The 25,154-nt window shown below is 71.6% G+C and carries 21 protein-coding genes and 1 tRNA gene; 11 read left to right on the top strand and 11 right to left on the bottom strand.

Features of this window, described 5'->3' with window-relative positions:
• Positions 1-25 precede the first annotated feature (25 nt).
• The 3 genes from I004_RS0115410 to I004_RS0115400 all read right to left on the bottom strand — a co-directional run bounded on the left by I004_RS0115410 (position 26) and on the right by I004_RS0115400 (position 3,874).
• Positions 26-1,081 carry a chitinase gene (locus tag I004_RS0115410; protein WP_028436239.1) on the bottom strand — a complete coding sequence of 352 codons (1,056 nt, stop codon included), beginning with the start codon at positions 1,079-1,081 and terminating at the stop codon, positions 26-28.
• A gap of 593 nt (positions 1,082-1,674) precedes the next feature.
• The gene (locus I004_RS0115405) at positions 1,675-3,141 is read right to left on the bottom strand and encodes a sensor histidine kinase (protein ID WP_028436238.1); all 1,467 of its coding nucleotides are present in this window, start codon (positions 3,139-3,141) and stop codon (positions 1,675-1,677) included.
• A 16-nt stretch (positions 3,142-3,157) separates the two neighbouring features.
• Complete coding sequence (locus I004_RS0115400; RefSeq protein ID WP_028436237.1) at positions 3,158-3,874, bottom strand: response regulator transcription factor; 717 nt, start codon at positions 3,872-3,874, stop codon at positions 3,158-3,160.
• A gap of 59 nt (positions 3,875-3,933) precedes the next feature.
• On the opposite strand from I004_RS0115400, the gene I004_RS0115395 reads away from it, so the two are divergent.
• Complete coding sequence (locus tag I004_RS0115395; protein ID WP_028436236.1) at positions 3,934-4,482, top strand: hypothetical protein; 549 nt, start codon at positions 3,934-3,936, stop codon at positions 4,480-4,482.
• A 64-nt stretch (positions 4,483-4,546) separates the two neighbouring features.
• Here the strand turns inward: I004_RS0115395 and I004_RS0115390 are convergent, their stop codons facing one another.
• Both I004_RS0115390 and I004_RS0115385 read right to left on the bottom strand, forming a co-directional pair.
• Positions 4,547-5,539 (bottom strand): fused MFS/spermidine synthase, encoded by a 993-nt coding sequence (locus tag I004_RS0115390; protein WP_028436235.1) that lies wholly within the window; start codon positions 5,537-5,539, stop codon positions 4,547-4,549.
• A 100-nt stretch (positions 5,540-5,639) separates the two neighbouring features.
• Positions 5,640-6,017, bottom strand: a complete 378-nt coding sequence (locus I004_RS0115385; RefSeq protein WP_037976322.1) for a hypothetical protein — start codon at positions 6,015-6,017, stop codon at positions 5,640-5,642.
• A 179-nt stretch (positions 6,018-6,196) separates the two neighbouring features.
• Here I004_RS0115385 and I004_RS0115380 point away from each other — a divergent pair, with 179 nt between their 5' ends.
• Entirely contained in the window at positions 6,197-7,780 is a 1,584-nt protein-coding gene (locus I004_RS0115380; RefSeq protein WP_028436233.1) for an NsdA family TPR-like regulatory protein, read from the top strand.
• Between the two features lie 126 nt (positions 7,781-7,906).
• On the opposite strand, the gene I004_RS0115375 is transcribed toward I004_RS0115380, so the two are convergent.
• The gene (locus tag I004_RS0115375) at positions 7,907-8,503 is read right to left on the bottom strand and encodes a histidine phosphatase family protein (RefSeq protein ID WP_028436232.1); all 597 of its coding nucleotides are present in this window, start codon (positions 8,501-8,503) and stop codon (positions 7,907-7,909) included.
• Between the two features lie 245 nt (positions 8,504-8,748).
• Between I004_RS0115375 and I004_RS34105 the strand changes: the two genes are divergently transcribed.
• The 6 genes from I004_RS34105 to I004_RS0115345 all read left to right on the top strand — a co-directional run bounded on the left by I004_RS34105 (position 8,749) and on the right by I004_RS0115345 (position 14,655).
• Positions 8,749-9,966, top strand: a complete 1,218-nt coding sequence (locus I004_RS34105) for a hypothetical protein (RefSeq protein WP_078511235.1) — start codon at positions 8,749-8,751, stop codon at positions 9,964-9,966.
• A 49-nt stretch (positions 9,967-10,015) separates the two neighbouring features.
• Positions 10,016-11,671: a hypothetical protein gene (locus tag I004_RS0115365; RefSeq protein ID WP_028436231.1), complete on the top strand. Its 1,656-nt coding sequence runs from the start codon at positions 10,016-10,018 to the stop codon at positions 11,669-11,671.
• Positions 11,668-13,068, top strand: coding sequence for an AAA family ATPase (locus tag I004_RS0115360; protein ID WP_028436230.1), 1,401 nt, complete (start codon positions 11,668-11,670; stop codon positions 13,066-13,068). The genes I004_RS0115365 and I004_RS0115360 overlap by 4 nt, the downstream gene beginning before the upstream one ends.
• A gap of 130 nt (positions 13,069-13,198) precedes the next feature.
• The gene (locus I004_RS0115355) at positions 13,199-13,561 is read left to right on the top strand and encodes a hypothetical protein (protein WP_028436229.1); all 363 of its coding nucleotides are present in this window, start codon (positions 13,199-13,201) and stop codon (positions 13,559-13,561) included.
• A 199-nt stretch (positions 13,562-13,760) separates the two neighbouring features.
• Positions 13,761-14,591 (top strand): hypothetical protein, encoded by an 831-nt coding sequence (locus I004_RS38205; RefSeq protein ID WP_486580010.1) that lies wholly within the window; start codon positions 13,761-13,763, stop codon positions 14,589-14,591.
• Positions 14,582-14,655, top strand: a tRNA-Lys gene (locus I004_RS0115345). Before I004_RS38205 ends, I004_RS0115345 begins: the two co-directional genes overlap by 10 nt.
• Positions 14,656-14,859: 204 nt before the next feature.
• On the opposite strand, the gene I004_RS0115340 is transcribed toward I004_RS0115345, so the two are convergent.
• Complete coding sequence (locus I004_RS0115340; protein WP_037976318.1) at positions 14,860-16,080, bottom strand: M6 family metalloprotease domain-containing protein; 1,221 nt, start codon at positions 16,078-16,080, stop codon at positions 14,860-14,862.
• Positions 16,081-16,472: 392 nt separating this feature from the next.
• Here I004_RS0115340 and I004_RS0115335 point away from each other — a divergent pair, with 392 nt between their 5' ends.
• Entirely contained in the window at positions 16,473-18,329 is a 1,857-nt protein-coding gene (locus I004_RS0115335) for an EAL domain-containing protein (protein ID WP_028436227.1), read from the top strand.
• A 103-nt stretch (positions 18,330-18,432) separates the two neighbouring features.
• Here I004_RS0115335 and I004_RS0115330 read toward each other — a convergent pair whose 3' ends face one another.
• The 3 genes from I004_RS0115330 to I004_RS0115320 form a co-directional block, all read right to left on the bottom strand.
• A complete protein-coding gene (locus I004_RS0115330; RefSeq protein WP_051345061.1) occupies positions 18,433-19,545 on the bottom strand; it encodes an LLM class flavin-dependent oxidoreductase in 1,113 nt (370 codons plus the stop codon).
• A gap of 114 nt (positions 19,546-19,659) precedes the next feature.
• Positions 19,660-20,403, bottom strand: a complete 744-nt coding sequence (locus I004_RS0115325; RefSeq protein WP_028436225.1) for an aspartate racemase/maleate isomerase family protein — start codon at positions 20,401-20,403, stop codon at positions 19,660-19,662.
• A 356-nt stretch (positions 20,404-20,759) separates the two neighbouring features.
• Positions 20,760-21,749 carry an aspartate racemase/maleate isomerase family protein gene (locus I004_RS0115320; RefSeq protein WP_028436224.1) on the bottom strand — a complete coding sequence of 330 codons (990 nt, stop codon included), beginning with the start codon at positions 21,747-21,749 and terminating at the stop codon, positions 20,760-20,762.
• A gap of 217 nt (positions 21,750-21,966) precedes the next feature.
• On the opposite strand from I004_RS0115320, the gene I004_RS0115315 reads away from it, so the two are divergent.
• Together I004_RS0115315 and I004_RS0115310 are read left to right on the top strand one after the other, a co-directional pair.
• The gene (locus tag I004_RS0115315; RefSeq protein WP_028436223.1) at positions 21,967-22,932 is read left to right on the top strand and encodes a D-2-hydroxyacid dehydrogenase; all 966 of its coding nucleotides are present in this window, start codon (positions 21,967-21,969) and stop codon (positions 22,930-22,932) included.
• 160 nt (positions 22,933-23,092) lie between these two features.
• The gene (locus tag I004_RS0115310; RefSeq protein WP_028436222.1) at positions 23,093-24,505 is read left to right on the top strand and encodes an amidase; all 1,413 of its coding nucleotides are present in this window, start codon (positions 23,093-23,095) and stop codon (positions 24,503-24,505) included.
• A 4-nt stretch (positions 24,506-24,509) separates the two neighbouring features.
• Here the strand turns inward: I004_RS0115310 and I004_RS0115305 are convergent, their stop codons facing one another.
• Entirely contained in the window at positions 24,510-25,031 is a 522-nt protein-coding gene (locus I004_RS0115305) for a DUF3830 family protein (RefSeq protein WP_028436221.1), read from the bottom strand.
• Positions 25,032-25,154 lie beyond the last annotated feature (123 nt).

The following is a 25,154-nucleotide window of genomic DNA, read 5'->3' as shown; positions in this document are numbered from 1 at the left end:
CCGGGCGGCCGGCGCGTGTCGGACGTCAGCCGGTGAAGGCCTCGGCGAAGGCGTCAGGGCCCTGCTCGATGCTCGAACAGGTCGGGTCCGCCTGGTCCTTGGGGCCTCCGGGGCACTCCTTGTCCCTGGTGGCCGACCACATCGACAGCCAGCCCAGGTTCTTCTTGTCGGCGAACTTCTTCACCTCGGCCGCGTCGTCCGTCTTGAAGATCTCGACGGTGACGTCGTTGACGCCGATCATCGGCGTGACGGCGACGGTCTTCCACGCCTTGGCGTCGTCATCGATGCCCAGCGCCGACTTGACCTGCTTCTGCGTGGCCGTCGCGGCGTCGATGGCGTACTTGCCCATGTCTCCGTCGTAGGCCGGCCCGTAGTCCATGGCCATGATGTTGACGGCCGAGACCTTCACGCCGTTCTTCTTGGCGTTCTCGAGCAGTCCGGTGCCGTCCTGCGTCAGCCCCTCGGGAAGCACCGGCAGGGTGAAGGAGACGTCCAAGTCCTTGTGCTTCTTCTGGAGTTGGGCGATCGCCTGGGCACGGCGCGTGTTGGCCTCGGTGTTGGGGAGGGCAGATCCCTCGATGTCGAAATCGGCCTTCTTCAGGGCGAACGCCTCGATGACCTTGCCGTACGCTTCGGCCAGTTCACCGGCGGAGTTGCAGGCGAGGCCCAGTTCGGAACCGGCAGCGCCGCCGAAGGAGACCCGCACGTCTCCGCCCTTGGCACGGAACTCCTCGATCTGCTTCGCCACGGCGTTGGAACCGAGGTCCTCGGTTCCGCCCCACTTGGGGGTGCAGCCGCCGCCGGACGTGATGAAGGCCAGGTTGAACTCCTTCACGCCGGTCTTTTCGGAGCTCTTGAGGAGGTCGAAGGAGGGCTGGAGCGAGGTGTCGACGTACGGCGCGAAACCGCCGGCCGCCGCGGGCTTCGCCTTGCTCCCGCCGTCCTGGTCCTCCTCACCGGCGCTCGCGTTCCCGGCGAACGCGAAGGCCGATCCGGCGACGGCCGCCGCGGCGGCGACGGCCACGCCGAGCTTCACTTTCCGGCTGCTCCGAGAGGGCTGTGCCGCAGGGTTGTTCGTCATCGTGGGGATGCCTCATCAGGGTGGGGGTGATGGTGCGGACCAGTAGCAAACTAGCGGGGCCGAGTCGGACAATTCCCTTGTTACGGACGGGAGTTGAAATACTTAGGCCGCGCTTAAGGGAGGGCAATGGTCCGGTTATGGAAGGGCCGAAGCCCCTCACGGGGGCGGGAATCCCTGCGTACGGAGCGCCCTCCGGGCGGGTCCGCCCGGGTGCGGACGAGGTGGGTGCGAGTCGCGCGAACGTGCAGGTTCAGGTGGGTGCGCGCGGGTCGCGTCGCCGCCTCGGGCCGGCGGGGCGACCGTCTCCCCCGGTGCACACCGTTCCGGGTCCCTCACGCGGATCGGCGTCGTGCAGCGATCGGCGCGTCCCGCGTACCGACGCCGACAGGGACCAGGGGCGGGTAGCGAGGCGCGTACGGCACAGCGATGCACATGGCGGCGACGCACAATGGCGCCGAGCCCGTCGCACGGGCCGAACCGCCCGTCCGCCCAGGCCGGTTGGGCAACCAACCGCGCCAGCGGGAACCCCCGTCCGCCGGAGCCGTCAGCCACGCAGGGCCGCATCGGTACCGGACATACGCACGCAGCGCGCGTCAGGCGCGGCGCAGCGGCAGACGGGAGCGGCGCACACGGTCCGAACGGCGGCGACCGCGCCGGCGGTGCTCCGCCTCGCCGCCGTCCAGCGTCAGCCAGACCCGTATCTCGGTGCCGCCGAGCACGGACGGGCCGATGCGCACGTCGCCGCCCGTGGACTCCGCGACCCTCCGCACGATGTCCAGCCCGAGCCCGGTGGAGCCGGGCCTGCCGTCGCCGTGGCCACGCCGGAGCGCCGCGTCCGGGTCGGCTATGCCGGGACCGGCGTCGGAGACGAGCACGATCACCGAGTTGCTCGCGGTCCCGCCGTGGTGGACGTCCACGGAGAACGCCGTGCCCTCGGGCGTGTGCCGGAAGACGTTGCCGAGCATCGCGTCGAGCGCCGCGGCGAGTTCACCCCGGGCGACGGGCACACGGACAGGACGGTCGACGCCGGCCAGCCGCGCCTCGCGGCCCTCGTCCTCGGCGAGTGCCGACCAGAACGACATACGCTCGCGTATCACTTCCGCCGCGTCGCAGGCCGAAGCCTCCATGGTGCCGGTCGTCTGGGCCCGCTGCTCGCGCTGTTCGCGTGCGGTGCTGATGATGTGGTCGACCTCGCTCTCCAGCTTGGCGACGGCCTCACGGGTGTGTTCGGCCGCGTCACCGTCGCCGAGCGAGGCCGCGTTGAGGCGCAGCACCGTCAGCGGTGTGCGCAGCCGGTGGGAGAGGTCGGCCGCCAATTCCCGTTCGTTGGCGAGGAGTTGTACGACCTGGTCCGCCATGGCGTTGAACGCGACGGCGGCGGAACGCAGTTCGCTCGGCCCGTCCTCCGGCACCCGCACGCCCAGCTTGCCTTCGCCCAGGGAGTGCGCCGCGGCGGCCAGGCGCCCCGCCGGCCGGACCATCAGCGTCCCGAGCCGGTCGGCGACCGCCACCGAACCGAGGATCAGTGCGATGCCGACACCCGCGAGGATGAGCCAGGACGTCGTGACGTTGTGAGTCACCTCGTCGTTCGGGATGAAGACCTCGACGACGGCGAACTCGCCGCTGGCCACGGCCGTGGGCCGCAGCAGCGTGTAGCCGCCCTCCACCCTGACCGTGGAGGCGCGGCCCTGGCGCCGGGCGGTCTCCAGCTGCTCCTTCGTCGCGCGCTGCCGGCCCACCTCGACGGCGCCCTGCGAACCGGCCCTGGCCGAGGCCTCCGCGGACCCCGCCTTCCTGGAGGACGAGGACTCCGGGGCCTGCGGCACATGCACGGCGAGGCGGCCTTCACCACCGGCCTCCGTGCTGACCACGGCCTTCTCCAGTTGCTGCCGGTCCGTCGTGATCGCCAGGACGGGACCGACCGTTGCCGCCTGCCGCTCCGCGTTGGAGAACGCCCGGTCCCGCGCGGTCTCCTTCACCACGAGCCCCAAGGGCACAGCGAAGGCGATCACCACCATGACTGTCACGGCGAGACACACCTTCACCAGTGCCCATCTCATGCCCGTATGTCCTTTCTCACGGCCGCGCCTGCTGCGGCGCCTCCAGCTTCACGCCGACGCCGCGGATGGTGTGCAGATAGCGGGGCCGGGCGGCCGTCTCGCCCAACTTGCGGCGCAGCCACGAGAGATGGACGTCGATGGTCTGGTCGTCCCCGTATGCCTGCTGCCACACCTCGGCCAGCAGTTCCTTGCGCGGCACGACCACGCCCGGTCTGCCGGCGAGGAAGGTCAGCAGGTCGAACTCCCGCCGGGTCAGGTCCAGCAGCGCCCCGTCGAGCTCCGCCTGCCGCCGCAGGGGGTCTATGGCGAGGCCGCCCACCTTCAGCACCCGCTCCCTGACCGTGCCCTGGCCTCCTCCCCCGTTCGTGCCGCCTCGCGAGCGGCGCAGCACAGCGGCCATGCGGGCCGAGAGGTGCTCCACGGAGAAGGGTTTGACCAGGTAGTCGTCCGCTCCGTCGTTGAGCAGCCTGACGATCTCGTTCTCGTTGTCGCGCGCGGTGGCGATGATCACCGGTACGTCCGTGATGCCGCGCAGCATCTTCAGCGCCTCTGCGCCGTCCAGGTCCGGGAGGCCCAAGTCCAGGATCACGACGTCGAATCCGTACTGGGCGACTTCGCGAAGTGCCTCCAGCGCCGTGCCGACGCTGCGCACCACGTGCGAGGCGTCCTTGAGGTGTCGGATGAGGGCGGAACGTACGAACTGGTCGTCCTCGACCACGAGCACACGGGCCATGCGCGCACATTAGTCCATACCGAAACGGCAGTGAGCAGGTTGCGGCTAAGGTGACAGGGATGGGACGACGAGCACTTGTGCACGCCGCAGCGTGGGCACTGGCCACGAGCGCTGCAGTGACTCTGTCCTGGTTCGGGGTACACACGGTCCTGGCCGGAACGGAGTACGAGCCGCCGCGGTCGCTGCCCATCGCGGACGGTTCGTCGTCGACGACCGGTCCCGGATCGCCTTCCCCGCAGCAGCCCGAGCCGACGCCGTCCCCTTCGAAGTCCAGGCCGCAACCACCGGAGACGCAGCGGCCGAGCCCGTCCGAGTCCGCGCCGGGCGGCGGGCGCACGACCAGGCCGCCGTCCGAATCGTCCGAGCCGGCCCCCGCGTACTCGGGAAGGGTGGAGGGCGCCAGCGTCGCGGGCGGCCGGGCCGTATTCGACATGCGTGAGGACTACGCGACGTTCGTCTCGGCGACCCCCAACGACGGCTGGGACACGCAGGTTTGGAAGGACACCACCTGGATCCGGGTGACCTTCACCAAGGACGGGCAGTCCTCCTCGATCTTCTGCCGCTGGGACGGCGGGCCACCGCGCATCGAGTCCTACGACAACGGCTGAGCCCGCGCGCGGCCGAGGGACGACCGCTTCGGCCCGTCAGCGATCGGCAGTCTGCGTATGTACGTCAGCGGAAGACGTCGTCCGGCGGTACGGGCGAGGGCGTCGCCGTGGCGTCCGTGACCGGTGCGGCGCCGCCGGCGAACAGGGCCAGGGCGTCTCCTGACTGCACACGTCCGGCATGCGGGTCACCCGCTGAGCGCCGCGTCAGCGCCGCGACGGGCAACTCCCGGTCGGCGGCGAGGAGTACGGCGTTGCCGAAGCGCCTCCCGCGCAGCACCGAGGGATCGGCTGCGAGAGCCGCGCAGGTGAACACCTCGCGCACGGTGGCGATCTGGGAACGCAAGTGCTCCAGCGGGCGGCGCGTGCGCCCCGGCACCGCACCATCGCCATCACCCCCTCCCGGCCCGTCCGCGATGTTCGCGGCGTACATCCCGTCCGCACGCAGTACGCGCCGCGCCTCGTGCAGGAATTCGGTGCTCGTGAGATGCGCGGGGGTGCGTGCGCCGGCGAAGACGTCGGCGATGACGAGGTCCGCCCAGCGCTGAGGGAGCTTGGTCAGTACCTCGCGGGCGTCCCCGCCACGTATCCGTATGCGCCATCCTCGCTCCAGAGGCAGCTCGGTGCGAACCCACTCGATCAGTGCGGTGTCGCTCTCGACGACCTGCTGCGTGGACCGCGGCCGGGTGGCCGCGACGTAGCGGGCGAGGGTGAGGGCGCCCCCTCCGAGGTGCAGCACCTGCAGCGGGCGTCCGGGCGGCGCGGCGAGGTCGATGACGTGGCCCAGCCGGCGCTGGTACTCGAAGTCGAGGTGGGTGGGGTCACCGAGGTCGACGTAGGACTGCGGTGCGCCCTCCAGCAACAGCGACCAGCCATGCGCACGTTCGGGGTCCGGAACGAGTTCGGCGGCGCCGCCCCCGACCCGCGCGGTCAGGGTCTCCCGCGCCCGGCGGCCTCTGCCGCGGGTGCCACCGGCACCCGCGCCGCTTCCGGCGCTGCCGCCACCTCTTCCGCGGTCGCTCTTCGCGCCGCCGCTCCGCCGCTGTCCGCCCTTGGCCACACGTCCAGTATCGCCGCAGAGCGTCAGCGCAGCTCAGTACGGTCGCAGCTCAGTACGGGCAGCGGCTCAGCACGGGCCGCGGCTCAGCACGGGCCGCCGCTCACTGACAGCGGTCGGCGGCCTCGATGGTGCGGGCGGCCTCCCCCAGCGCCGCCCGCAGCAGCGACGCGTCGGTGGCCACTCCGAACGCGTACTCCGGGGGAACCAGCCAGCCGGTTCCGGCAAGTGGAGGTTCCTGTGCGACCGTTCGGGGCCGCCCCGGCGTCTGGGTGCAGGCGCTGCCCGGCAGATCCCAGCAGGCGGCGGTGCCCGGCGGTACGAGGAAGCCGAGGGCGTCCCCGTCGCAGAGCAGAACCGGGCCCAGTCCGTCCCGCAGCCGCAGAATGTCCACGGCCTCCAGGCCCTGACGGGCGGGGACGGTCACCAGGTCGCAGGGCACACCACCGGAGACGGTGCGGACTCCCAAACCGGTGTCCATAGCGACGCCTCCTCCGAGCTCCTCGGCAATGGTCATGCAGAGTTCAACGCCCGGGACCGTCAACGGCTACGGCAGACCACGCCACAAAGGATGGCACTTCATGGCAGATGATGGGTGAGATATCCGTTTTGTAGCGGAACTCAGCGTGCCGAACCTGTCACAGCCGGTACCGTCCGGCCATGGCGTCGTCCTCTTCCGCGTCGCAGGGTCCGCACCGCGCGCCCAACACCGCTTTCCGGCAGCTGCGCGGCGCGCGGTCGCCTGCCGAGTTCGCCGCCGCCGTGCGCCGCGCCGCACGCGAGATCGGTGAGCATGTCGCCTGCGACGCGCGCTACATCGGACGGGTGGAGGCCGGCGAGATCCGCTGCCCCAACTACGCCTACGAGCGGGTCTTCCTGCACATGTTCCCAGGTCGCACGCTCACCGACATGGGCTTCTCCGCCCGTGAGGCCGTACGGGGCCGCACGGCCCGCTCCCCGCAACAGGCTTACGGAGGTGACAAATCGCCGACATACCTGACGCCGCGTCACCCGGAATCCCGTACGCTCATCGGTCATCACAGCGGCCCCAGCATTCTCAGTAATCACATAAACCTCATTGACCCCAACAGCCCCAGCAGTGCCACCGGTTCGCCCGGGGACGACCCGGCCGCCTTGACGGCACCCGGCCTCAACTCGCTGACCTGCACCATCTGTTCAGACTGTTCCGAGATTCACGAGGAGAGCGACGTGCTACGTCGCGCGTTCATGATCGGCGGCCCGGCAGCCGCCCTGACCGCCATGCCGCCGCTGGGCGCCGTGGCCACGACAGCGGACGGCCGCACCGCGTCCGCACACGCCCACCGGCGCGTCGGCGAGGCCGAGGCGGAGGCGCTGGAACACGCGGTACGGCGGATCCGTCTGCTGGACGACCGGCACGGCGCCGATGCCCTCTACCAGCGCGCCGGCGACTCGCTGCGCAGTGCGTACGAACTCCTCGACTCAGGGACCCCCAGCCGCCAGTCCGTCACGGACCGCCTGCACAACGGTGCGGGTGAACTCGCCATCTCCGTGGGCTGGCTGGCCCACGACTCCGAGCGCTTCGGCGACGCCCGCTCGCACTACGCCGAGGCGCTCGCCACCGCCCGCGTCGCCGGCGACCCGGCGCTGGAGGCCCACGCCTTCTGCAACACGGCCTTCCTCGCCCGCGACGCCGGACGCCCACGCGAGGCCGTACGGGCGGCGCAGGCCGGGCAGCAGGCGGCCAAACACCTGGGGTCGGCACGGCTGTTGTCGCTGCTCAACATGCGCGAGGCGGGCGGCTGGGCCGGGCTCGGCGACCGCACCGCCTGCCAGGAGGCGCTGAGCAGGGCGCAGACACTCTTCGAGTGCGGCCCTTCCGACCCCGACCCGGCATGGATGAGCTTCTTCGGCGAGGCCGAACTGGCGGGCCTGGAGGCGCAGTGCTGGTCGGCGCTGCACGACTGGGAGCGTGCGGCCGCGCACGCCCGACGCGCCGTGGCTCTGCAGGACCCGCACTTCCTGCGCAACAGGGCCCTGTTCACGGCCGAACTGGCGGGCGACCTGGCCGCGTTGAACCGACCGGAGGAGGCCGCCGACGCGGGCACGAAGGCGCTCGCGCTGCTGGGGCCCGTGCAGTCCTCACGCATCCGCGCGATGCTCGGCACGGCGGCCCACAGGCTGAGCCCGTACGCGGGGGACAGCACCGTCGACGCGTTCCTCACGCAGCAGCGCCGCGCCGTGCCCCGGCCGCGAACGGCCTGACAGCCCCGGACAGAGCCTGACGGCAGGGCCCGGCAGAGCCTGACAGGGACTCTGACCGGGCCTGTCAGCAGCGGCAGGTCACGGAAAGAACCGGCGCGCGTGCTCCCTCAAGGGGCCGGGCACCGCTCAGTCCAGATGTCCGGTGTCGTTCCAGCGGCTGATCGCCGGCTTCCCGTAGGCCCAGCCGAGTACCGAGAAGGAGGCCGGCGAGAGGGACAGGCATCCCCCGAACGGGGTCTCCTGCCCGAGCCAGCGCGCCCCCAGCACACGCAGGATGTGGCCGTGCGCGAAGACGAGCACATCGCGGTCCGCCGACCGGGCCCACTCGACGATGCCGTCGACACGTGCGGCGACCTCACGCATGGTCTCGCCGTCGACGACGCCGTCGCGCCAGATGTACCAGTCGGTGCCCGTGTCCTCGCGGATCTGCTTCGTCGTGAGTCCTTCGTACGCGCCATAGTCCCACTCCCGCAGTGCGTCCCACTCGGTGGCACGGTCGCCGAAGCCGGCGATGTCGCACGTCTCGCGGGCGCGGGAGAGGGGGCTGGTGCGCACCTCGGCTCCGGGGAGGCCGTTCCACGGCTCGCTCTTGAGCCGTTCGCCCAGGAGCCGGGCGTCGTCGCGGCCCGATTCGAGCAGCGGGACGTCGGTGCGGCTGGTGTGCTGTCCGGTCGTGGACCACTCTGTCCGGCCGTGCCGTACGAGCAGGATGCGCGCTGCCATGGAGAACCTCTTCAGCCGTCGGAGGGGTGGCAGACCATGACCGTGGCACGCGGCTGCCGTCGTCCGGCAGCTGTCTGCCTGCTGACTGCCACTGCCCCGCATCCGGTCATCTCTGCCGTTCTCGCCCCATGTTCGCCCCTACCGTCTCCGCGGAGCGGGACAGGCGCGCGGGCGCCGCTGCGGCGTCTGTCGGTTCCGGATGCCACACTTCCGCAGGTGATGCAGTCTTCCGCGAGGGTACGCCGATGACCGACTCAGCCGGCAGCGCCGGCGCGCTGCGACGGCGTCTCGCCGAGCTGCGCGGCGGCCCCGACGTCCCGCCGCGTCCGATGGACGCCCGCGCCCTGGCCGCCCTCGCCGCGAACCCCGGCTGCCGACGGCGCGCACTGCTGGACGGTGCGGGCGTCGACAAGGCCGCTGTGGCCCGCGCGTTGGGGGCGCCCGCGCCCTTCGGCCAGTCCCAGTTCGCCTTCGCCCGCGGCAACTCCTTCGAGGCGAGGGTCACGTCGGACGGTGGCGCGGAGCTCATACGGCTGCTGTGTGAAAGTACTGGCGAGACGCCGCCCGAGCCGGGCGCGGTCGCCCTCCCCGACCTGTCCGCGGACGGCCCGGCGGGCCGTACTGCCCGTACCCGCCTGGCACTTGAGCGGCCGCGGGCAGGGGAGACCGGCGAGGCCATGGACGACGCCGACGGTGGTTGGGCCGTGCTCTTCCACCCGATGCTGGCGCTCGAGGTCGCAGGTTCGACGGCCTATCTGGAACCGGACGCGATCGCCGTCCACCCGGACGGCAGCCGCACGGTCGTCGAGATCAAGTCCTTCCCGATCCTGGACGGTTCGGCGGATGCCGCGAAGGTCGGAGCCGCCGCCCGCCAGGCCGCGGTCTACGCACTCGCCCTCGGGGAGCCCGGCGTGGCGGGAGCGGTTCGCGAGCACGCCTTGCTGGTGTGCCCGAAGGATTTCTCCAACCTCCCCACGGCGCACGGCGTGGACATCCGCAAGCAGGTCGCCAGCACGCGGCGCCAACTGACCCGTCTCACCCGGCTCGAGGAGATCGCCGTCGCGCTTCCCGACGGCACGGTCTTCGACCCTTCCCGGCCCGTGCCCGAACTGACCGCCGCCGTCGAATCGGTGGCCGCGGCATACGCCCCCGAATGCCTCTCCACGTGCGAGCTGGCGTTCCACTGCCGTGACCGCGCGCGTGCGGCCGGTGCGGTGGAGTCGCTGGGCCGGTCGGTGCGAGGTGAGCTGGGCGGGTTCACGACGATCGACGCCGTACTCGCGGCAGCCGGCGAACAGCCGCCCGAGGGAGGCGATCTCGGCGGAGCCGATGCCGGAATCGGCCCTGGCTCCGCCCCCGGAGCCCGCGCCGAAGGCGGTACGTTCGCGGAGGAGCCCGCGGCGGCCGCGTTGCGCCGTGCGGCGCGGCTGCGCGCCGAGGCACTGGGAGGCGCACCGTGCTGAACGCCGCCTTGACCAGCGCTGCCGGACGCCGCAACTGAGGGGAGCCACCGTGTCGTTGATGTCCGCGCTCGCCCGCATGGAGGCCGCCGCGGCCGGACGGGCACAGCCCAGGACGACCGTGCGCCACCGGCACCTGGCGGAACGGCCCCTGGTCCTGGTTCCGTTGACCACGGCGGGCGAGGCGGGAGCGCCATTGGGAGCCATGGTCGGCACCGACCGCGAGGCCCCGGAACTGCTCGTCGTACCGCAGCCCCGCGACCGCGATCTCCGCTTCGCCTTCCTGGCCGGCCTCGCCGGCGCCGTGCTGCCGCACGTGGAGTCGGCGCAGGACGACATCGAGTGGGAGGAACGCAAGGAGACGGACCCGGAGACGGGCAAGAAGGTGCCGGTCCAGGTGGAACTGTGTGCGGACGCACCGCAGTTGGTCGTACCCAACGGCCCCGGCGCCGACTTCGTGCGGCTGCTGGGCCGCTCCATGCGCTTCCGGCGCACCGCCGAGGAGGACGCGGAGGCAGGGCACGCCGGCCTCCCGCCCGACTCGCAGCAGGACCAGCATCAGCAGGCCCAGGCTCAGTACCTCGTTCCTCCGCGTGTGCCGCTGCTCGGCCGCTGGCTCACTCTGTACGGCGAACGCGCCCGCGTCCCCGGCTCCTCACTGCTGGTGTCCATGACCGAGCTGCTGGCGCGCCACTGGGCCACCGGCCAGAGCGCGTTGGAGGACCAGCACCTGGGTGCGCTGCTGGCGTGGATCGACCCGCCGGACGGTCTGAAGGGCGGCGAGGCGGCGCTCCGGGCGGAGGTTCAGCGGGACGCGTCGGGGCAGTTGCTGTGTCCGCCCGCCGGACCGGCCACCGACCCCGCGTTCGACAACAGGCTGCTGTCACCCGCGATCGACCGCTTCGACGCGGGCGTCCCCGGCGCGGAGGGCGAGGTGCGTGAGCTGATCGCCTCCCAGCTGCGTCCCGCGTGGGACGCGGTCTGGCGTGGCATCGATCTGCTGCGGACGCTGCCGGAGGGCGAGCACGTGGCGGAGCGCTTCAAGCGCGACCGCTGGTCCTACACCGCACACCGCGACCGCGTGCGCGGCGGGGAACCACCGCAGCCGCGGCGCGACGACGCCGTGACCGCCGCCGCCAAGCTCGCACAGCGCGAACGCGAACAGGCCCGGCTGGAGGCGCAGGAGGCGCTCGACGACCCTCTCGTCATGGCCGAACGGCGGTTCTCCGGCGAGGCGTTCGCGGGCGAGGTCATCTCGGTGGAGATGGCGTACTCGGAAGGCAAGCGGGCCATGCCGCGTCCCCTGGTCACGCTGCGAACGCAGGACCGTCCGCATCTCGGCGACGGCGTCAAGGCACACCGCGCGCTGGACGAAGGCGCGCAGCAGAGCGCCGAGTTCGTACGGCACGACGACCACGAGCCCGGGCTGGTGACGCTGCGGCTGACCGGAGGCATGGGGCGCAGCAAGGAGCCTGCTCCCGGCACCGTGCCGGAGAAGGGCGAGCAGCTGTGCTGGACGCTCTTCGAGCACGCGCCGCGCGGCGGCCCCGGGCTGCCCGAGGTGGAGGACACACCGTGGACGCACGGCGGGCCGCCCGCCGAACCCGTCTCGGCGGGGCCGGCCGGTGCTGCGGCATCGACCGGCGCCGCAGCACCGCAGCCGCAGCTCCCCGAACCCGACCCCGTCACCAGTGAGGACCTGCTGTGAGCGCGCCCCCTCACCCGTCGGCACCAGGGGCGACGGCCTCCGGTGGGACGGCGCCCGGCGAAGCCGCGTCCCTCGCCACCGCGGCGATCCTCCACGACACCCTGCGCGGCTCCCACCGGGGCGTCGTCGTTGACTCGCCGCCCGGTGCCGGGAAGTCGACGCTCGTCGTACGTGCCGCGCGTGAACTCGCCGCGGCCGGGCGGCCGTTGATCGTGATCGCGCAGACCAACGCCCAGGTCGACGACCTCACCGGCCGGCTGGCCACCGCCGACCCGGAGCTCCCCGTGGGACGGCTGCACAGCAGCGAGGCCCGCCCGTACGATCCCGCGCTGGACGAGCATCCGAACGTCGTCACCTCGGCGAAGATCGCCGATCTCGCCGCGCTGCCCGTCGTCCTGTCCACCGCCGCGAAGTGGGCCTGGGTGAAGCGGGGCGAGGGCGAAGAGCCGTGGGCCCACGCGATCGTGGACGAGGCGTACCAGATGCGCTCCGACGCCCTGCTGGCCGTGGCCGGGCTCTTCGAGAGGGCTCTGTTCGTCGGCGATCCGGGTCAGCTCGACCCGTTCAGCCAGGTCGGCGCCGAGCAGTGGGCGGGCCTAACGCACGATCCGTCGGCCAGCGCGGTGACCACCCTGCTGTCCCACAATCCCGACCTGCCGCAGCACCGGCTGCCGGTCTCGTGGCGGCTGCCCGCCTCGGCCGCGCCGCTGGTCTCGGGCGCCTTCTATCCGTACACGCCCTTCCGCAGCGGCAGCGGGCCCGGCGACAGGCGTCTCGTCTTCGGGACGCCGGCGGGCGGCAGCGCGGCGGACAGGGTGATCGACGAGGCGGCCGGATCGGGCTGGGGCCTGTTGGAACTGCCCGCACGGCTGACGCCGCGCACGGACCCGGAGGCCGTCGCCGCGGTGGCCCAGGTCGTCGGCCGCCTGCTCACCCGCGACGGCAGCAGCTCCGACGAACGCTCACCGGGGCCGGTCCCGCTCACCGCCGACCGGATCGCGGTCGGTACGGCGCATCGCGACCAGGCCGCGGCGGTGCGGTCCGCGCTGGCCGGGCTCGGGCTGCCGGCAGAGCTGCGCGCCAAGGACGTCACCGTCGACACGGCGAACCGGCTGCAGGGACGGGAGTTCGACGTGACGGTGGTGCTCCATCCGCTCTCCGGCCGCCCCGACGCCACGGCGTTCCACCTGGAGACCGGCCGGCTGTGCGTGCTGACCTCACGGCACCGGCACGCGTGCGTCGTCGTCTGCCGGGCAGGCGTCCCGGAACTGCTCGACGATCACCCCGGCACCGAGCCCGTCCAGCTCGGGGTCTCCGTGAAGTTTCCCGACGGCTGGGAGGCCAACCACGCCGTGCTCGCGCATCTGTCGGCCCACACCGTGCCCTGGCGGGAGTGAGCCCCGGCGAGCCGCGCGTGCGCCGGAGCCCGCGCGGCGCCCGTGCTCCGGAGCCGTGCGGCCGCCGACCTGCACAGCGGGCCGCCGACGCGGGACAATGGTCGCGGCCACGACACATGGAGGTAGGCACATGCCCGAGCCGCATTCGGCTCCGGACCCGCGCGGCGGCACTCCGCGCTTCCGCCGACCCGCACCGCTGCTCTTCGAGCCCTCGGACAGCAAGGAGGACTCCGAGCAGTTCTTCGACCTGGACACGATCACGGACCCGCGTGAGCTGCTGGAGCGCTCGACCGAGCTGGCCCTGGCGTTCCGTGCCGCGGCCGACCGCGCCGTGGAGTTCCAGGCGATGGCGGCGGCGCAGCTCGCCGACCCCAAACGCTTCGACCGTCTCTCCGACGCCGCCGTGGCGGAACGCGGCGACTGGTCGGAGGACTACGCGCGGAAGATGATCGAGTTCGGCCGGGAGCTCCTCGAGGACCGCGGACCCCAGTAGTGCGCGGACGCCGCGACAGGTTTCCGGCGGGGCGCGGGGGCGCGAGGACGTCCGGAAAGCGGCTTGCATTCCGCAGCGGTGACAGCGCCAAGTCATCGGGCATATGCAGGGCGTGCACGATACTGCACACCGCCCCCACTTGTCCGATTTCTATTCAAAGTTCAAAAACAGAACCTCATGTCCGGTACATCTGTTCCTCATGAGTGACTGGCAGCGGGGAACCACCGCTCCCCCGCACCCCCACCCCGTCGGCATCCCCGACATCTTCGAGCTCGCCTCCGACCCGGCGCCGCACAGCACGACGCGAGGAACCTGCACCGCCACGCCGGGCACTTCCCGCGTCACACAGGCCGGGGCCGAGTGGCTCGCCTCCGCCTGCACGCTTCCCGCCAGCGTCCACGCCCTGTGGCTGCACCGGCCCGACTCCCCGAGCGTCCTCCCGAGCGGCACGGCCTTCGACGTGGTGAGCACGGCGCCGCTGACCGGGCGGCTGATCCTCGAGCGGCTGTGGTCCAGCGGCCCCGGAAGCGGACCGGTGGCCGTCCACCGTGGCCGCCTCCTCCTCTTCGCCGCCCCGGGTACGGCTCAGCGGCTGCCGGCCCTGCTCAGCTGGGGAGAGTGGCGCACGGCGGGCCGATGGGCGGGCGGATCCCCTGCGGAAACGTTCCCCTCGCTGCTCTGCCTGGGCTCCGGCGACTCCGTGACCATCCCCGCCCTGTTCCCCCAGCTACCGCTGGGCGGTGCCCCCAGCACACATCAGCCCGAGCATGAGGACGGGCACACACCTCTGGGTGCTCACGAGTGGAAGGCCGGCCAGTCCCGCTGGCTGGTCGCACCCGACGTCCGCCACCCCTGGCTGCCCGGCCCGGAAGTCCTGCTGCGCGCCTGCGTCCGCCCCCGCCCGGACCGCACCGCCACGCGCCTCCAGAGGCCCGTACGCGCAGGTCGGAGCCTCGCGAGCGTCGAAGAACCGATTTCCGGAACAGCGGACCGTGATGCTAGGGTCTACGACGTCACCAGGCGCCGCTAGCTCAGTTGGTTAGAGCAGCTGACTCTTAATCAGCGGGTCCGGGGTTCGAGTCCCTGGCGGCGCACGACGACGAGGGCGAAGGCGTTCGCGGAAAGCGCGAACGGCTTCGCCCTCGTCGTTTTTGCTCGTCCGCGCCTCGCGGAGCGGGGGCTTCGCCACCCGCACCCCCGTTGCCAGGGCGAGGACAAAGAGTATTCGGCGAGGACGAAGAACATTCCCGCCTCATCGCCCTTCAGAGCCGGCGGTTCCCGGCGTGGCTCACACTCCCCTACGCCCCGTCCTTGCGGGTCACCTTCACCCGCCAGCCGCCGTCCGCCGTGCGTCCGGCGACCTCCACCCGCACCCCGCCGCCGCGCTCGGTCGTGTAGCTCTCGCCCTTGCCCAGCGGCGCGTCCGCGAGGGACGGATAGACCGAGCCGTCGGAGCAACCATGGGTGCCGGGGTGCCCGTCCACGACCTTCACGGGTCCGTACGTCGAGGCGCGGTCGCTGCGCACCCAGTACAGGAGCACGCCCTCGGCGCACAGCCCCCGGTCGTTGCCCTCGGAGTCGCGGGCCTCTATCGCCAGCGCCTCGTACCGGCCCGTGCGTACGACGGCCAGCCTCCGGTCCCCGCGACTGCCCAGCGGGGTGGCGCCGAGAGAGCGCAGGTTGTGCGTGCTGGCTCCGGCCCCGGACGGTACGCAGCTGACGTTGCGCCGGGCGAGCCAGCCGAGCTTCCACTTCTCCCAGGCGAAGAGGTCGGGGGCGAGCCCGAACTGGCTTCCCATGAGGTCCCAGTCCCCCACGTAGGTGTCCCAGTCGGCCAGGTTGGAGGCCGGACGCTGGTAGAGATCCGGCAGGTCGAAGGCATGGCCGGTCTCGTGTGCCAGGACGTGACGGTCGGGGGGGCTCTGCTCGAAGACGGTGACGAGCCGTCGCAGCTCGGTGCCGTCGGCCTCGATGGGGGTCTCGAAGTTCACGACCTTCGTCGCGTCCGAGTCGACACCCTGCGCATCCGGGTCGGCCACGAGGTAGACCAGGTCGTACCGGCTGAAGTCGACGCTCGGGTCCGCCGCGGCGACGGCGTCCCGCAGGTAGTCCGTGCGCTGCCGCTCGTTCCAGTCACGCCTTATCCCGTACGAGCGGGAGCTGGAGGGCATCCGGATCCAGCGCTTGCCGGGGGTGGTGTGGAGCCGGAACTTGCCGTAGGAGGCGCGTCTGTAGAAGTCGGACGTGGCGGGGAAGTGGTCGGCGGTCAGCTCCCGCGGCGTGGTCTGCGGCCGGGAGTCGGGGAAGGACAGGAAGAGCATGGCGGCGTCTATGCGGTGCCGGGGCCGCGGATAGGCCGGGTCCCAGCTGTCCACCCCCAGGGAGTGGTGGGCGCCGGTCCGCGGCAGGGCGCAGGGTGCGGCGACGGCGACGGCGGTGATCGGCCCGGCGAAGAGGCCCATGCCGACGAAGGCGGTGAGTGCCACGAGGACCGCTGCTGCGCGGCGCCATCCGGACATCACGGAGGAAGGTCTCCGGGAGCCGTGCTTGGTCGAACGCGCCACGTGTGGACCTCACTGGGACGGGAGTAAGGACCCTTCAACCGTTGCCCGTAATGCCCGCTAAGTCCTGTTCCGTTAGACCATGCGCGTGAGCGGCAATATGACTACTGTGTGTGATGCGCTGCCTTACGCGGACGACCCCGTTCTCGCACTCCTGCCGGAACGGTCACCCTCGCGTTCACACTTACGTCCCACGCGCACCAACGCCCCGGTGGGACGCCGTGGTTGCTGGCTCCGCTCACGCCCGAACCCCTATGATCGGCACATTTCCAGCGCGGATCGCCACACAGCATCTCGGGCCGACCGCCCGGCTGATTCGCACGCGACGAGCCCCCCGGCGGGAGCGATTGGTGAACGGACCCATCGAAGGACCGGGCAGGAACTCCGGCGAGAGCACCGGGACTTCACCGCAGAAAATCACGCAGCGTGGCCGCACCCGGGGTGGATGGCACGGCCGGGCGGAGTGGCGGGCCCGGAAACGGGAGAGCGACTTCCGGGCCGCGTTCAACGCCGCGCGCCTCGCGATGGCCATCGTCGACAGCGACGGCAGGGTGGTCAGTGCCAACGACGCCCTCGGCACACTGCTGGGCGCCGCGCCGGATTCGCTCGTCTCCACCTCCCTCACCGACCTCCCCTCGCTCGGGCTGGACGGAAGCATGATCCGCAACGGGCTCGGCGTGGCCGCACGGCCGCATCCGGTCGCTCCGGGCACGGCCCCCGGCGACGCCGTCCCGCGCCGGGCCACCACCTGGGAGACGTCCGGTGTGAACTGCACGCGGCGCCTGAAGAACCCGGACGGGCACACCTTCTGGGCGGAGATCTCGCTCATGCCCACCGAGCACGACGGCGAGACGCTGCTGTCGGTGGCCGACGTCACCGAACAGCGCGAGCTGCGCGACCGGCTCCGCCATCTCCAGATGCACGATCCGGTCACGCGCCTTCCCAACCGCACCCTCTTCTTCGAGCGTCTGGCGACGGCTCTCTCCGACACGGCGACCGGCCGCGTCGGCATCTGCTATCTCGACCTCGACGGGTTCAAGGCCGTCAACGACACCATGGGGCACCGGGTCGGGGACGAACTGCTCGACGCGGTCGCCCGGCGCCTCATCCAGTGCGCGGAGGACGGCGGTCAGCGGCACCTCGCGGCACGGCTGGGCGGCGACGAGTTCGCGCTGCTCGTGGACGGCTCGACCGGCACGGAACAGCTGACCACCCTGGCCAAGGCCACCCTGAAGGCCCTTCAGCAGCCCTTCGACCTGGGCGGCCAGCGGCTCACCGTCTCCGCCAGCATCGGCGTCGTGGAACGCGAGGCGGAAGGCACCGACCCGACGCAGCTCATGCAGGACGCCGACACGACGCTGTACTGGGCGAAGGCCGACGGAAAGGCGCGCTGGACGCTCTTCGACCCCGAGCGCAACGCCCACCGGATGACCCGTCAGGCACTCTCGTCCGCGCTGCGCGGCGCGGTCGAGCGGCGCGAATTCGTACTGGACTACCAGCCGATCGTCGGCCTCGACGACGACCGGCTGGTGGGCGTCGAGGCGCTGGTGCGCTGGCAGCATCCGCAGTTCGGCAAGCTCGGACCGAACCGTTTCATCGGTCTCGCCGAGGAGAACGGCGCCGTCGTACCGCTGGGCCGCTGGGTCCTTGAGGAATCGTGCCGCCAGGCGAGAAAGTGGATGCTCGCCCACCCGGGCCCGCCGGCATACGTCAGCGTGAACGTGGCCGTGCGGCAGGTGTGGGACTCCGACCTCGTCGCGGACGTGCGCCGCGTGCTGGAGGAGACCGGACTGCCTTCGGGCCTGCTCCAGTTGGAACTGACGGAGTCCGCGGTGATGGGCTCCGCGGGACGTCCCCTGCAGGCCCTCCACGCCCTGAGCGAGATGGGCGTACGCATCGCGATCGACGACTTCGGCACCGGCTATTCGAACCTGGCGTACCTCAGCCGGCTCCCGGTGCGTGTGCTGAAGCTGGACGGCAGCTTCGTACGGGGCTTCCGCGCGGCACGGCATCCCAATCCGGCGGACGAGACGATCGTCACGGCGCTGGTACGGCTCGCGCACCAGCTCGGCCTGACGGTGACCGCCGAGTGCGTCGAGAACCCCTCACAGTCGGACCGGCTCCGCCGCATCGGCTGCGACACGGGCCAGGGCTGGCACTACGCCAAGCCCATGCCGGCCCACTGCATCTCGGCACTGCTCCGCTGAGCGCCGCAGGCTCGGCGCACGGCGGGCTGTTTTGCCCGGCTCTGGTCCTTGCGTCCCGTCGCGGCGACGGTGACTCCGAGGCCGCCCGGAGCGGCGCCGGATGTCAGGGCAATTCGTAGGCGTCAGCGACGAGTTCGTAGGAGCGGACCCGTGCCGAGGGCGTGTGCACGTTGGCCGTGAGCATCAACTCGTCGGCACCGGTGCGCTTGACGAGGGCGTCGAGCCCTTCGCGTACGGCGTCGGGCGTGCCGTACGTGACGTTGGCCAGCCAGCTCTCCACGAAGTCACGCTCCGCCGCACCGAAGTCGTACGCCTCGGCCTCCTCCGGTGACGGTACGAGGCCGGGCCTGCCCGTCCGCAGCCGCAACATGGCAAGGGCGCCGGTGAGCACCTGCCGGCGGGCTTCGGCTTCGTCGTCCGCCGCCAGGGCGGCGGCGCCGATGAGCGCGTACGGCTCGTCCAGCACGGCCGAAGGTGTGAAGGTCTCGTGGTAGAGGTCCAGCGCGGGCAGGGTGTTGCGGGCCGAGAAGTGGTGCGCGAAAGCGAACGGCAGCCCCAGCCGGCCGGCCAGTTCGGCGCTGAATCCGGACGACCCCAGGAGCCAGACCGGCGGACGCGTCACCTCGCCCTGCACCGGCCCGGGCACGGCGTGGATGCGTGAGTAGCGGTGTCCCTCGGGGAAGCCGTCGTCGAGGAAGCGGATCAACTCCGCGAGCTGCTGCGGGAATTCGTCCGCGCCCTCCTGTAGGGCGTCCGTGCGGCGCAGCGCCGCGGCCGTCGCACCGTCGGTGCCGGGGGCACGTCCGAGGCCGAGGTCGATGCGGCCCGGGGCGAGCGCCTCCAGCGTGCCGAACTGCTCGGCGATGACGAGCGGCGCGTGGTTGGGCAGCATCACGCCGCCCGAACCGAGCCGGATGCGGTCGGTGCGGGCTGCGAGATGGGAGAGGATCACGGCCGGCGAGGAGCTGGCGACACCGGGCATGGAGTGATGCTCGGCGACCCAGTACCGCGTGAAGCCGCGCCGTTCGGCGAGACGCGCGGTCTCGACGGTGGCTCGCAGCGCGTCGCCGGAGGTGAATCCTGTTCCGACGTTCACGAGGTCCAGGACCGACAGCGGTACGGGGGCCGTGCCCCTCGCCTCGCCGCGTATGCCGTCGCCGCTGCCGGACCCGGTGCCGGTGCCTGCCGCGCTGCCTGTGGCGTTGCCCTCGTGCACGGGTGCCGCCCTCCGCTCGCTGGTGATACGTACGTCCAGCTGTGGTCAACGGCGGGCGGCACTCATCTCTTCCCCGGGCCTCCGGCTCCTGCGCCGCGACCCGGGTCGTGCGCCTCAGGACGTGAAGAGCGTGCCCAGCGCCGGGCAGCGCACCGAGAGGTCCAGCAGCCGCAGGCCCTCCCAGGCCGTGACCTGGTTCGCGGTGAGGACCGGCTTGCCCAGCGCGTCCTCGATGTCCTCGATCCACGCCGCGGTGTGCAGCGCGGTGTCGGGGAGCAGCACGGCCTGTGCCTCCGGGTGGTCGCCGCCGCGGGCGAGCGCCAGCACCTCTTCCTGGCCCCAGGTGCCGACCTCCGCGGCGGTGATGATGCCGCTGCCGCGCATGGCGACGACCTCGGTGCCCGCCGCCTTCAGGAACGCGGTGAAGAGCTCGCCGACGTCCTCCGGGTAGGTCGCGGCGATGGCGACGCGCTCCGCGCCCAGGGCCCGTACGGCGTGGGCGAACGCGAAGGAGGTGCTGGAGGCGGGCAGCCCGGCGGTGGCGGACAGCTCGCGCACCTGGTCGTGCGCGCCGTCCCAGCCGAAGACGAAGCTGGCGCTGGTGCACGCCCAGACGACGGCCTCGATGTCGTGCTGCTTGACCTCTTCGATCTTCGCGGCGAGCCGCTTCGCCGAGCCCATCTCCAGCAGGGCGTCGGCGCGGTGCGCGTCCTCGCCGATGTCGGTGTGGACAAGCGGCAGCCGGACGTCGGTGCCGGCGTCCGAGAGGATTCGCTCGAGCCGCGGGTAGTCGTCCTCGGCCGAGAAGCCCGGGTAGAGGAATCCCACCGCCTGCGACTGCGCTGCCGCGTTCGCCATCTGCTCCTCCTGAAGCGTCGCTGGATGATCGGATGCCCGGCACCGGTGATGTGCGTGGCCGGTCCGGGGGTTCTGGTGGCTGATCCGCATACGGACTCCCGCGTACGGACTGCCTCGTCCCGCATGTCGGGGCACCTCCCAGCGTTAGCCGGGCGGGGGCACCTCCCAGCGTTAGCTGGGGGAGTGCTGCCGAGTGTGACGCACCTTCCCGGTCGTACGGACGCGTGCGAGCTCGTACACGGACGTACGACCGGGGACCGCGGGCACGGATGGGCGCCGGACTCCTTGTCCGGCGCCCGTTCTTCTTGGGTGCACCCCGCCCTGCGGCGGGGTGTCTCATCTCACACGGCCGGAGGTCACACCGGCGGCTGGTTGCCGCCGCCCCATTCGTCCGTGTAGCCGGAGGCGAGGCCGGGGTCGTATCCCTCGAGGGGATCGCCGCTGTCGGTGCCCGCGCTCGCCAGCGCCGCCTCCGGCTCGACCGGGAGGACCGTCGGCTCGGCGGCCGGCTCGACGAACTCGACGAACTCGACGACCGACTCTGCCGGCGCCTCAGGCCTGCTGACCGGCAGCGTCGGCGAAGGTGTCATCGCCGCGGGGCCGCGCCTCGCCACCGGGTCGAGCAGCGCCTGGTACGGGCCCACCGCTTCCTTTCCGATGCGGCGGAGCGCGTCCCAGACCGTGACCTGGTTCGCGGAGAGCACCGGCATGCGCAGCTCCGCCTCGAGCTGCGGGATGACGTCGTACGTCGGCAGGTTGGTACAGCTGATGAAGAGGGCGTCGGGAGCGTCACCGGCGACGGCGTCGCGCGCCATGTCCACGACGTCGCGGTAGGGCACGCGCCAGATCTCCCCGGTCAGCCCGAGATAGCTGCGGCCGGTGACCGCGATGCCGGCCTCGCCGAGGAAGTCCTCCAGCGAGTCGGTGACCGACTTCGTGTACGGGGTGACGACGGCCACACGCATCGCCCCGATCTCCCGGAGCGCGGCGAGCAGCGCACCGGAAGTGGTCAGCGAGGGGATCTCGCCGGCCTCTTCCATGGCCGCGGTCATGGACAGCTCACCGGCGGCTCCGCCGACGAAGCTGCCGGATGTGCACGCGTAGGCCACCACTTCGGGAGCCACCGCGCACAGGGCCTGAACGCCCCCGCGCAGCGTCTCGTGCTCACTGACGAGGCGAGCCTGATCGAGGCTCACCTCGACGGGCACAAAAGGGGTGCGTGTGAGGTGCAATGACACATCGTCCGGCACCCAACGCCACAGCTCCCGATCGAGTGCGAAGTCGAAGGGAGCGACGATTCCGACACCGCGCTGTGGCTGCGGTCCGCCGAGGAAGGAGACATCCATGGGTAAGCCCCAAAGAACGGAGGGGTGGCCTATGGCCAGAAAGGGAAGAAATGAAAGCCGGTCATTAGCCGGAACGCCGGGACAGATGCCTTCATTGACGACGGTAGTTCGCGCTACCTACCGTGGTCAATCCTCGCATGTGCGCCGACTTCCCGCGGCCGAGTTGAGCCGTCCCGCCCAGTCAACCGCCCCCTCGTTTCGAAGTGGTTTCCTGCCGATGACCGAGCCTGTCCTCCTTGTCCTCGATGATGATCCGTTGCCCCGGCTAGACCGCCTCGCCGGGCGTGCCCGCGTCGAGCACGCGGACGAGAAAAGCCTGGTGGAGAAGCTGCCGACGGCCGACGTGCTGCTCGTGTGGGACTTCCTGTCGGACGCGGTCCGGCACGCGTGGCCGGGGTCCGGCCGGCGCCCCCGCTGGGTGCACACACCGAGCGCCGGAGTCGACCGTCTGCTGCCGGAGCTGGCGGCCTCACCTGAGACGCTCGTCACGAACGCCAGAGGAGTCTTTGACCAACCCATTGCCGAATACGTGGCAGGGCTGGTTCTAGCCATGGCCAAAGATTTCCGCGGCAGCTGGGAATTGCAACGGCAACGTCGGTGGAAGCACCGGGAGACGAAAAGGGTCGGCGGGTCCCGGGCCGTTGTGGTCGGCTCCGGACCAATTGGCAGAACTATCGGCCGGACGCTGAAGGGACTCGGGGTCTCCGTGGACCTCGTCGGCCGCACCGAACGGGCCGACGACCCCGATTTCGGACGTGTCCACGGCAACGCGGCGCTCGGCGAACTGCTCGGCCAGGCCGACTGGGTCGTGTGCGTCGCACCGCTGACGGAGGGCACGCGCGGCCTCTTCGACGCGAGCGCCTTCGCCCGGATGAAGCCCGACGCGCACTTCATCAACGTCGGCCGCGGTCAGCACGTGATCGAGGACGACCTGGTGGAGGCGCTCGGCAGCAACCGGCTCGCCGGCGCCGCCCTCGACGTCTTCGCCGAGGAGCCGCTTCCCGAGGACAGCGCACTCTGGGAGGTCCCCGGGCTGCTGATCTCGCCGCACATGAGCGGCGACACGATCGGATGGCGGGACGACCTCGCCGACCAGTTCCTCGACAACTTCGACCGCTGGGAGGCCGGGGAGCCCCTGCTGAACGTCGTCGACAAGAACCTCGGTTACGTTCCCTCGACCTGAGCCCGCCCGGCGCGGTCCCGGTCTGCCAGGCCGGGGCCACGCCCGGTGGCGCTTCTTCCCCATCCGTCCGACGGTCTCGGCTGCCGCCCGCGTGCGACAGCCGCCGCCGGTCTCCCGACCCCTCGGCCATGGCCGGACTCGCTCGACTCGAAAGGCTCCCATGTCGGATCTCAGCAGCCTCACCGCCGGACGGCTCGTCGCCGGGTACAGCAACGGAGACTTCTCCCCCGTCGAGGCGACGCGCGCCGTGCTCGAACAGGCCGAGAAGGTGCAGCCCCATGTGAACGCCTTCGTCCGGATCGACGTCGACGACGCCCTCGCGCAGGCACGCGAGTCGGCCGAGCGCTGGAGCCGCGGCGAACCGCAGGGCCCGCTCGACGGTGTCCCGGTGACGGTGAAGGACATCCTGCTGCTGCGCGGGAAGCCGACCCTCCGCGGCTCCTGGTCCTCCTCCACCGACGGCCCCTGGGAGGAGGACGCGCCGTCCGTGGCGCGCATGCGCGACGCCGGTGCGGTGTTCATCGGCAAGACGACCACGCCCGAGTTCGGCTGGAAGGGCGTGACGGACAGCCCGCGGCACGGCATCACCCGGAATCCGTACGACACCTCCCGTACGGCCGGCGGCTCCAGCGGCGGCGGCTCCGCGGCCGTGGCACTCGGCGCCGGGCCGCTGACCCTGGGCACCGACGCGGGCGGATCGGTGCGCATCCCGGCCGCCTTCTGCGGGATCTTCGCCCTCAAGCCGACCTACGGCAGGGTGCCGATCTATCCCGCCAGCGCCTTCGGCACGCTCGCGCACGTCGGCCCGATGACCCGGGACGCGGCGGACACCGCGCTGCTGATGGACGTGATCTCGCAGCCGGACGCCCGCGACTGGTCCCAGCTGGCACCGCCGCACGGCAGCTTCCGCGAAGCGGTGAAGAGCGGCGTGCGCGGGATGCGCGTCGCGTACTCGCCGGACTTCGGCGGACGGGTCGAGGTCGATCCCGCTGTCGCCGCCGGGGTGCGCCGCTCCGTCGAGCGGCTGGAGGAGCTGGGCGCCCACGTCGAGGAGACCGACCCCGGATTCGAGGACCCGATCGAGGCCTTCCACTCCCTGTGGTTCGCAGGTGCGGCCCGCGTGACCCAGTACTTCACCGGCGAACAGCGCGAGAGGATGGACCCCGCGCTGCGGGAGATCGCCGAGGACGGCGCCTCGCGAAGCGCCCTCGACTACCTGGCCGCCGTCGATGTCCGCATGGCGCTCGGCAAGCGGATGGGCGTGTTCCACGAGAAGTACGACGTGCTGGTCACGCCGACGACGCCCGGCACCGCGTTCGGGGCCGGACTGGAGGTGCCGGAGGGATCCGGCTACCGGCGGTGGACGGAGTGGACGCCGTTCACCTACCCCTTCAACATGACGCAGCAGCCCGCCGCTTCGCTGCCCTGCGGGCTGGACGGCGACGGGCTGCCGATGGGCGTTCAGATCGTGGCCGCACGCCACCGGGACGATCTGGTGCTGCGGGCCTCGCACGCGCTGTACGAGGCGGGGGCCGCGGATGTGCCGGCCCCCGCCCTGGCCGGCAGCGCCTGACCGCTCAGACCCGGCGGAAGTTGAGGGTCTCGCCGAGAGCGCCGGCCCGCCACAGGTCCTGGCAGGCCTCGGCCATCGCGTCGAGGCCCTCGACGACCGCACCCCAGACGATGCCGGGCACCCAGCCGGCGTCGCCGTTGATGAGGAGATTGTTGCGCTCGTAGAAGAGCGCGAGGTCGATGACGGTGGACCGGGTGGCGTGGGCGGCCTGGCCTCCCTGCTTCTCGGCCGCCGCCTCGTAGCCGTACGACGCGGTGCTCAACTGCGTGTTGGTGAAGGTGAAATAGCAGAGATCGCCCGGAATGGGCGTGATCGTCGGGTTCTCCAGCGGCGGTTCCTCCGGAGCGAACGGCGGGATCAGTGCGTAGATCTCGTTGCGGGCGTACTTCGCGTGGTAGACGTCGCCCCCCAGGGGCAGCGCGTTCCACACGGCTTCGCAGGTGATCGGGGCGCGGTCGTCGAGCAGCTTCGCTGTGCAGCTCACTCCCCGCTTGTCCAACGACACTTCAATGAACCGCTCGGCCATCGTGCCTCCGCGTCGCGCAGTGGTGATTCGTACGTGTCAATGGTGGCGCAGCGGTCAAGCCCACAACGAGCAGGTCAAGGGCTGAAAACGATCCGCATATCTTCCAGGGGCCTGGGTAGCTGC

Source organism: Streptomyces sp. TAA486 (assembly GCF_000426165.1).
The sequence above is the reverse complement of the archived record's forward strand: the minus strand, read 5'-3'. Positions and strand labels throughout refer to the sequence as shown.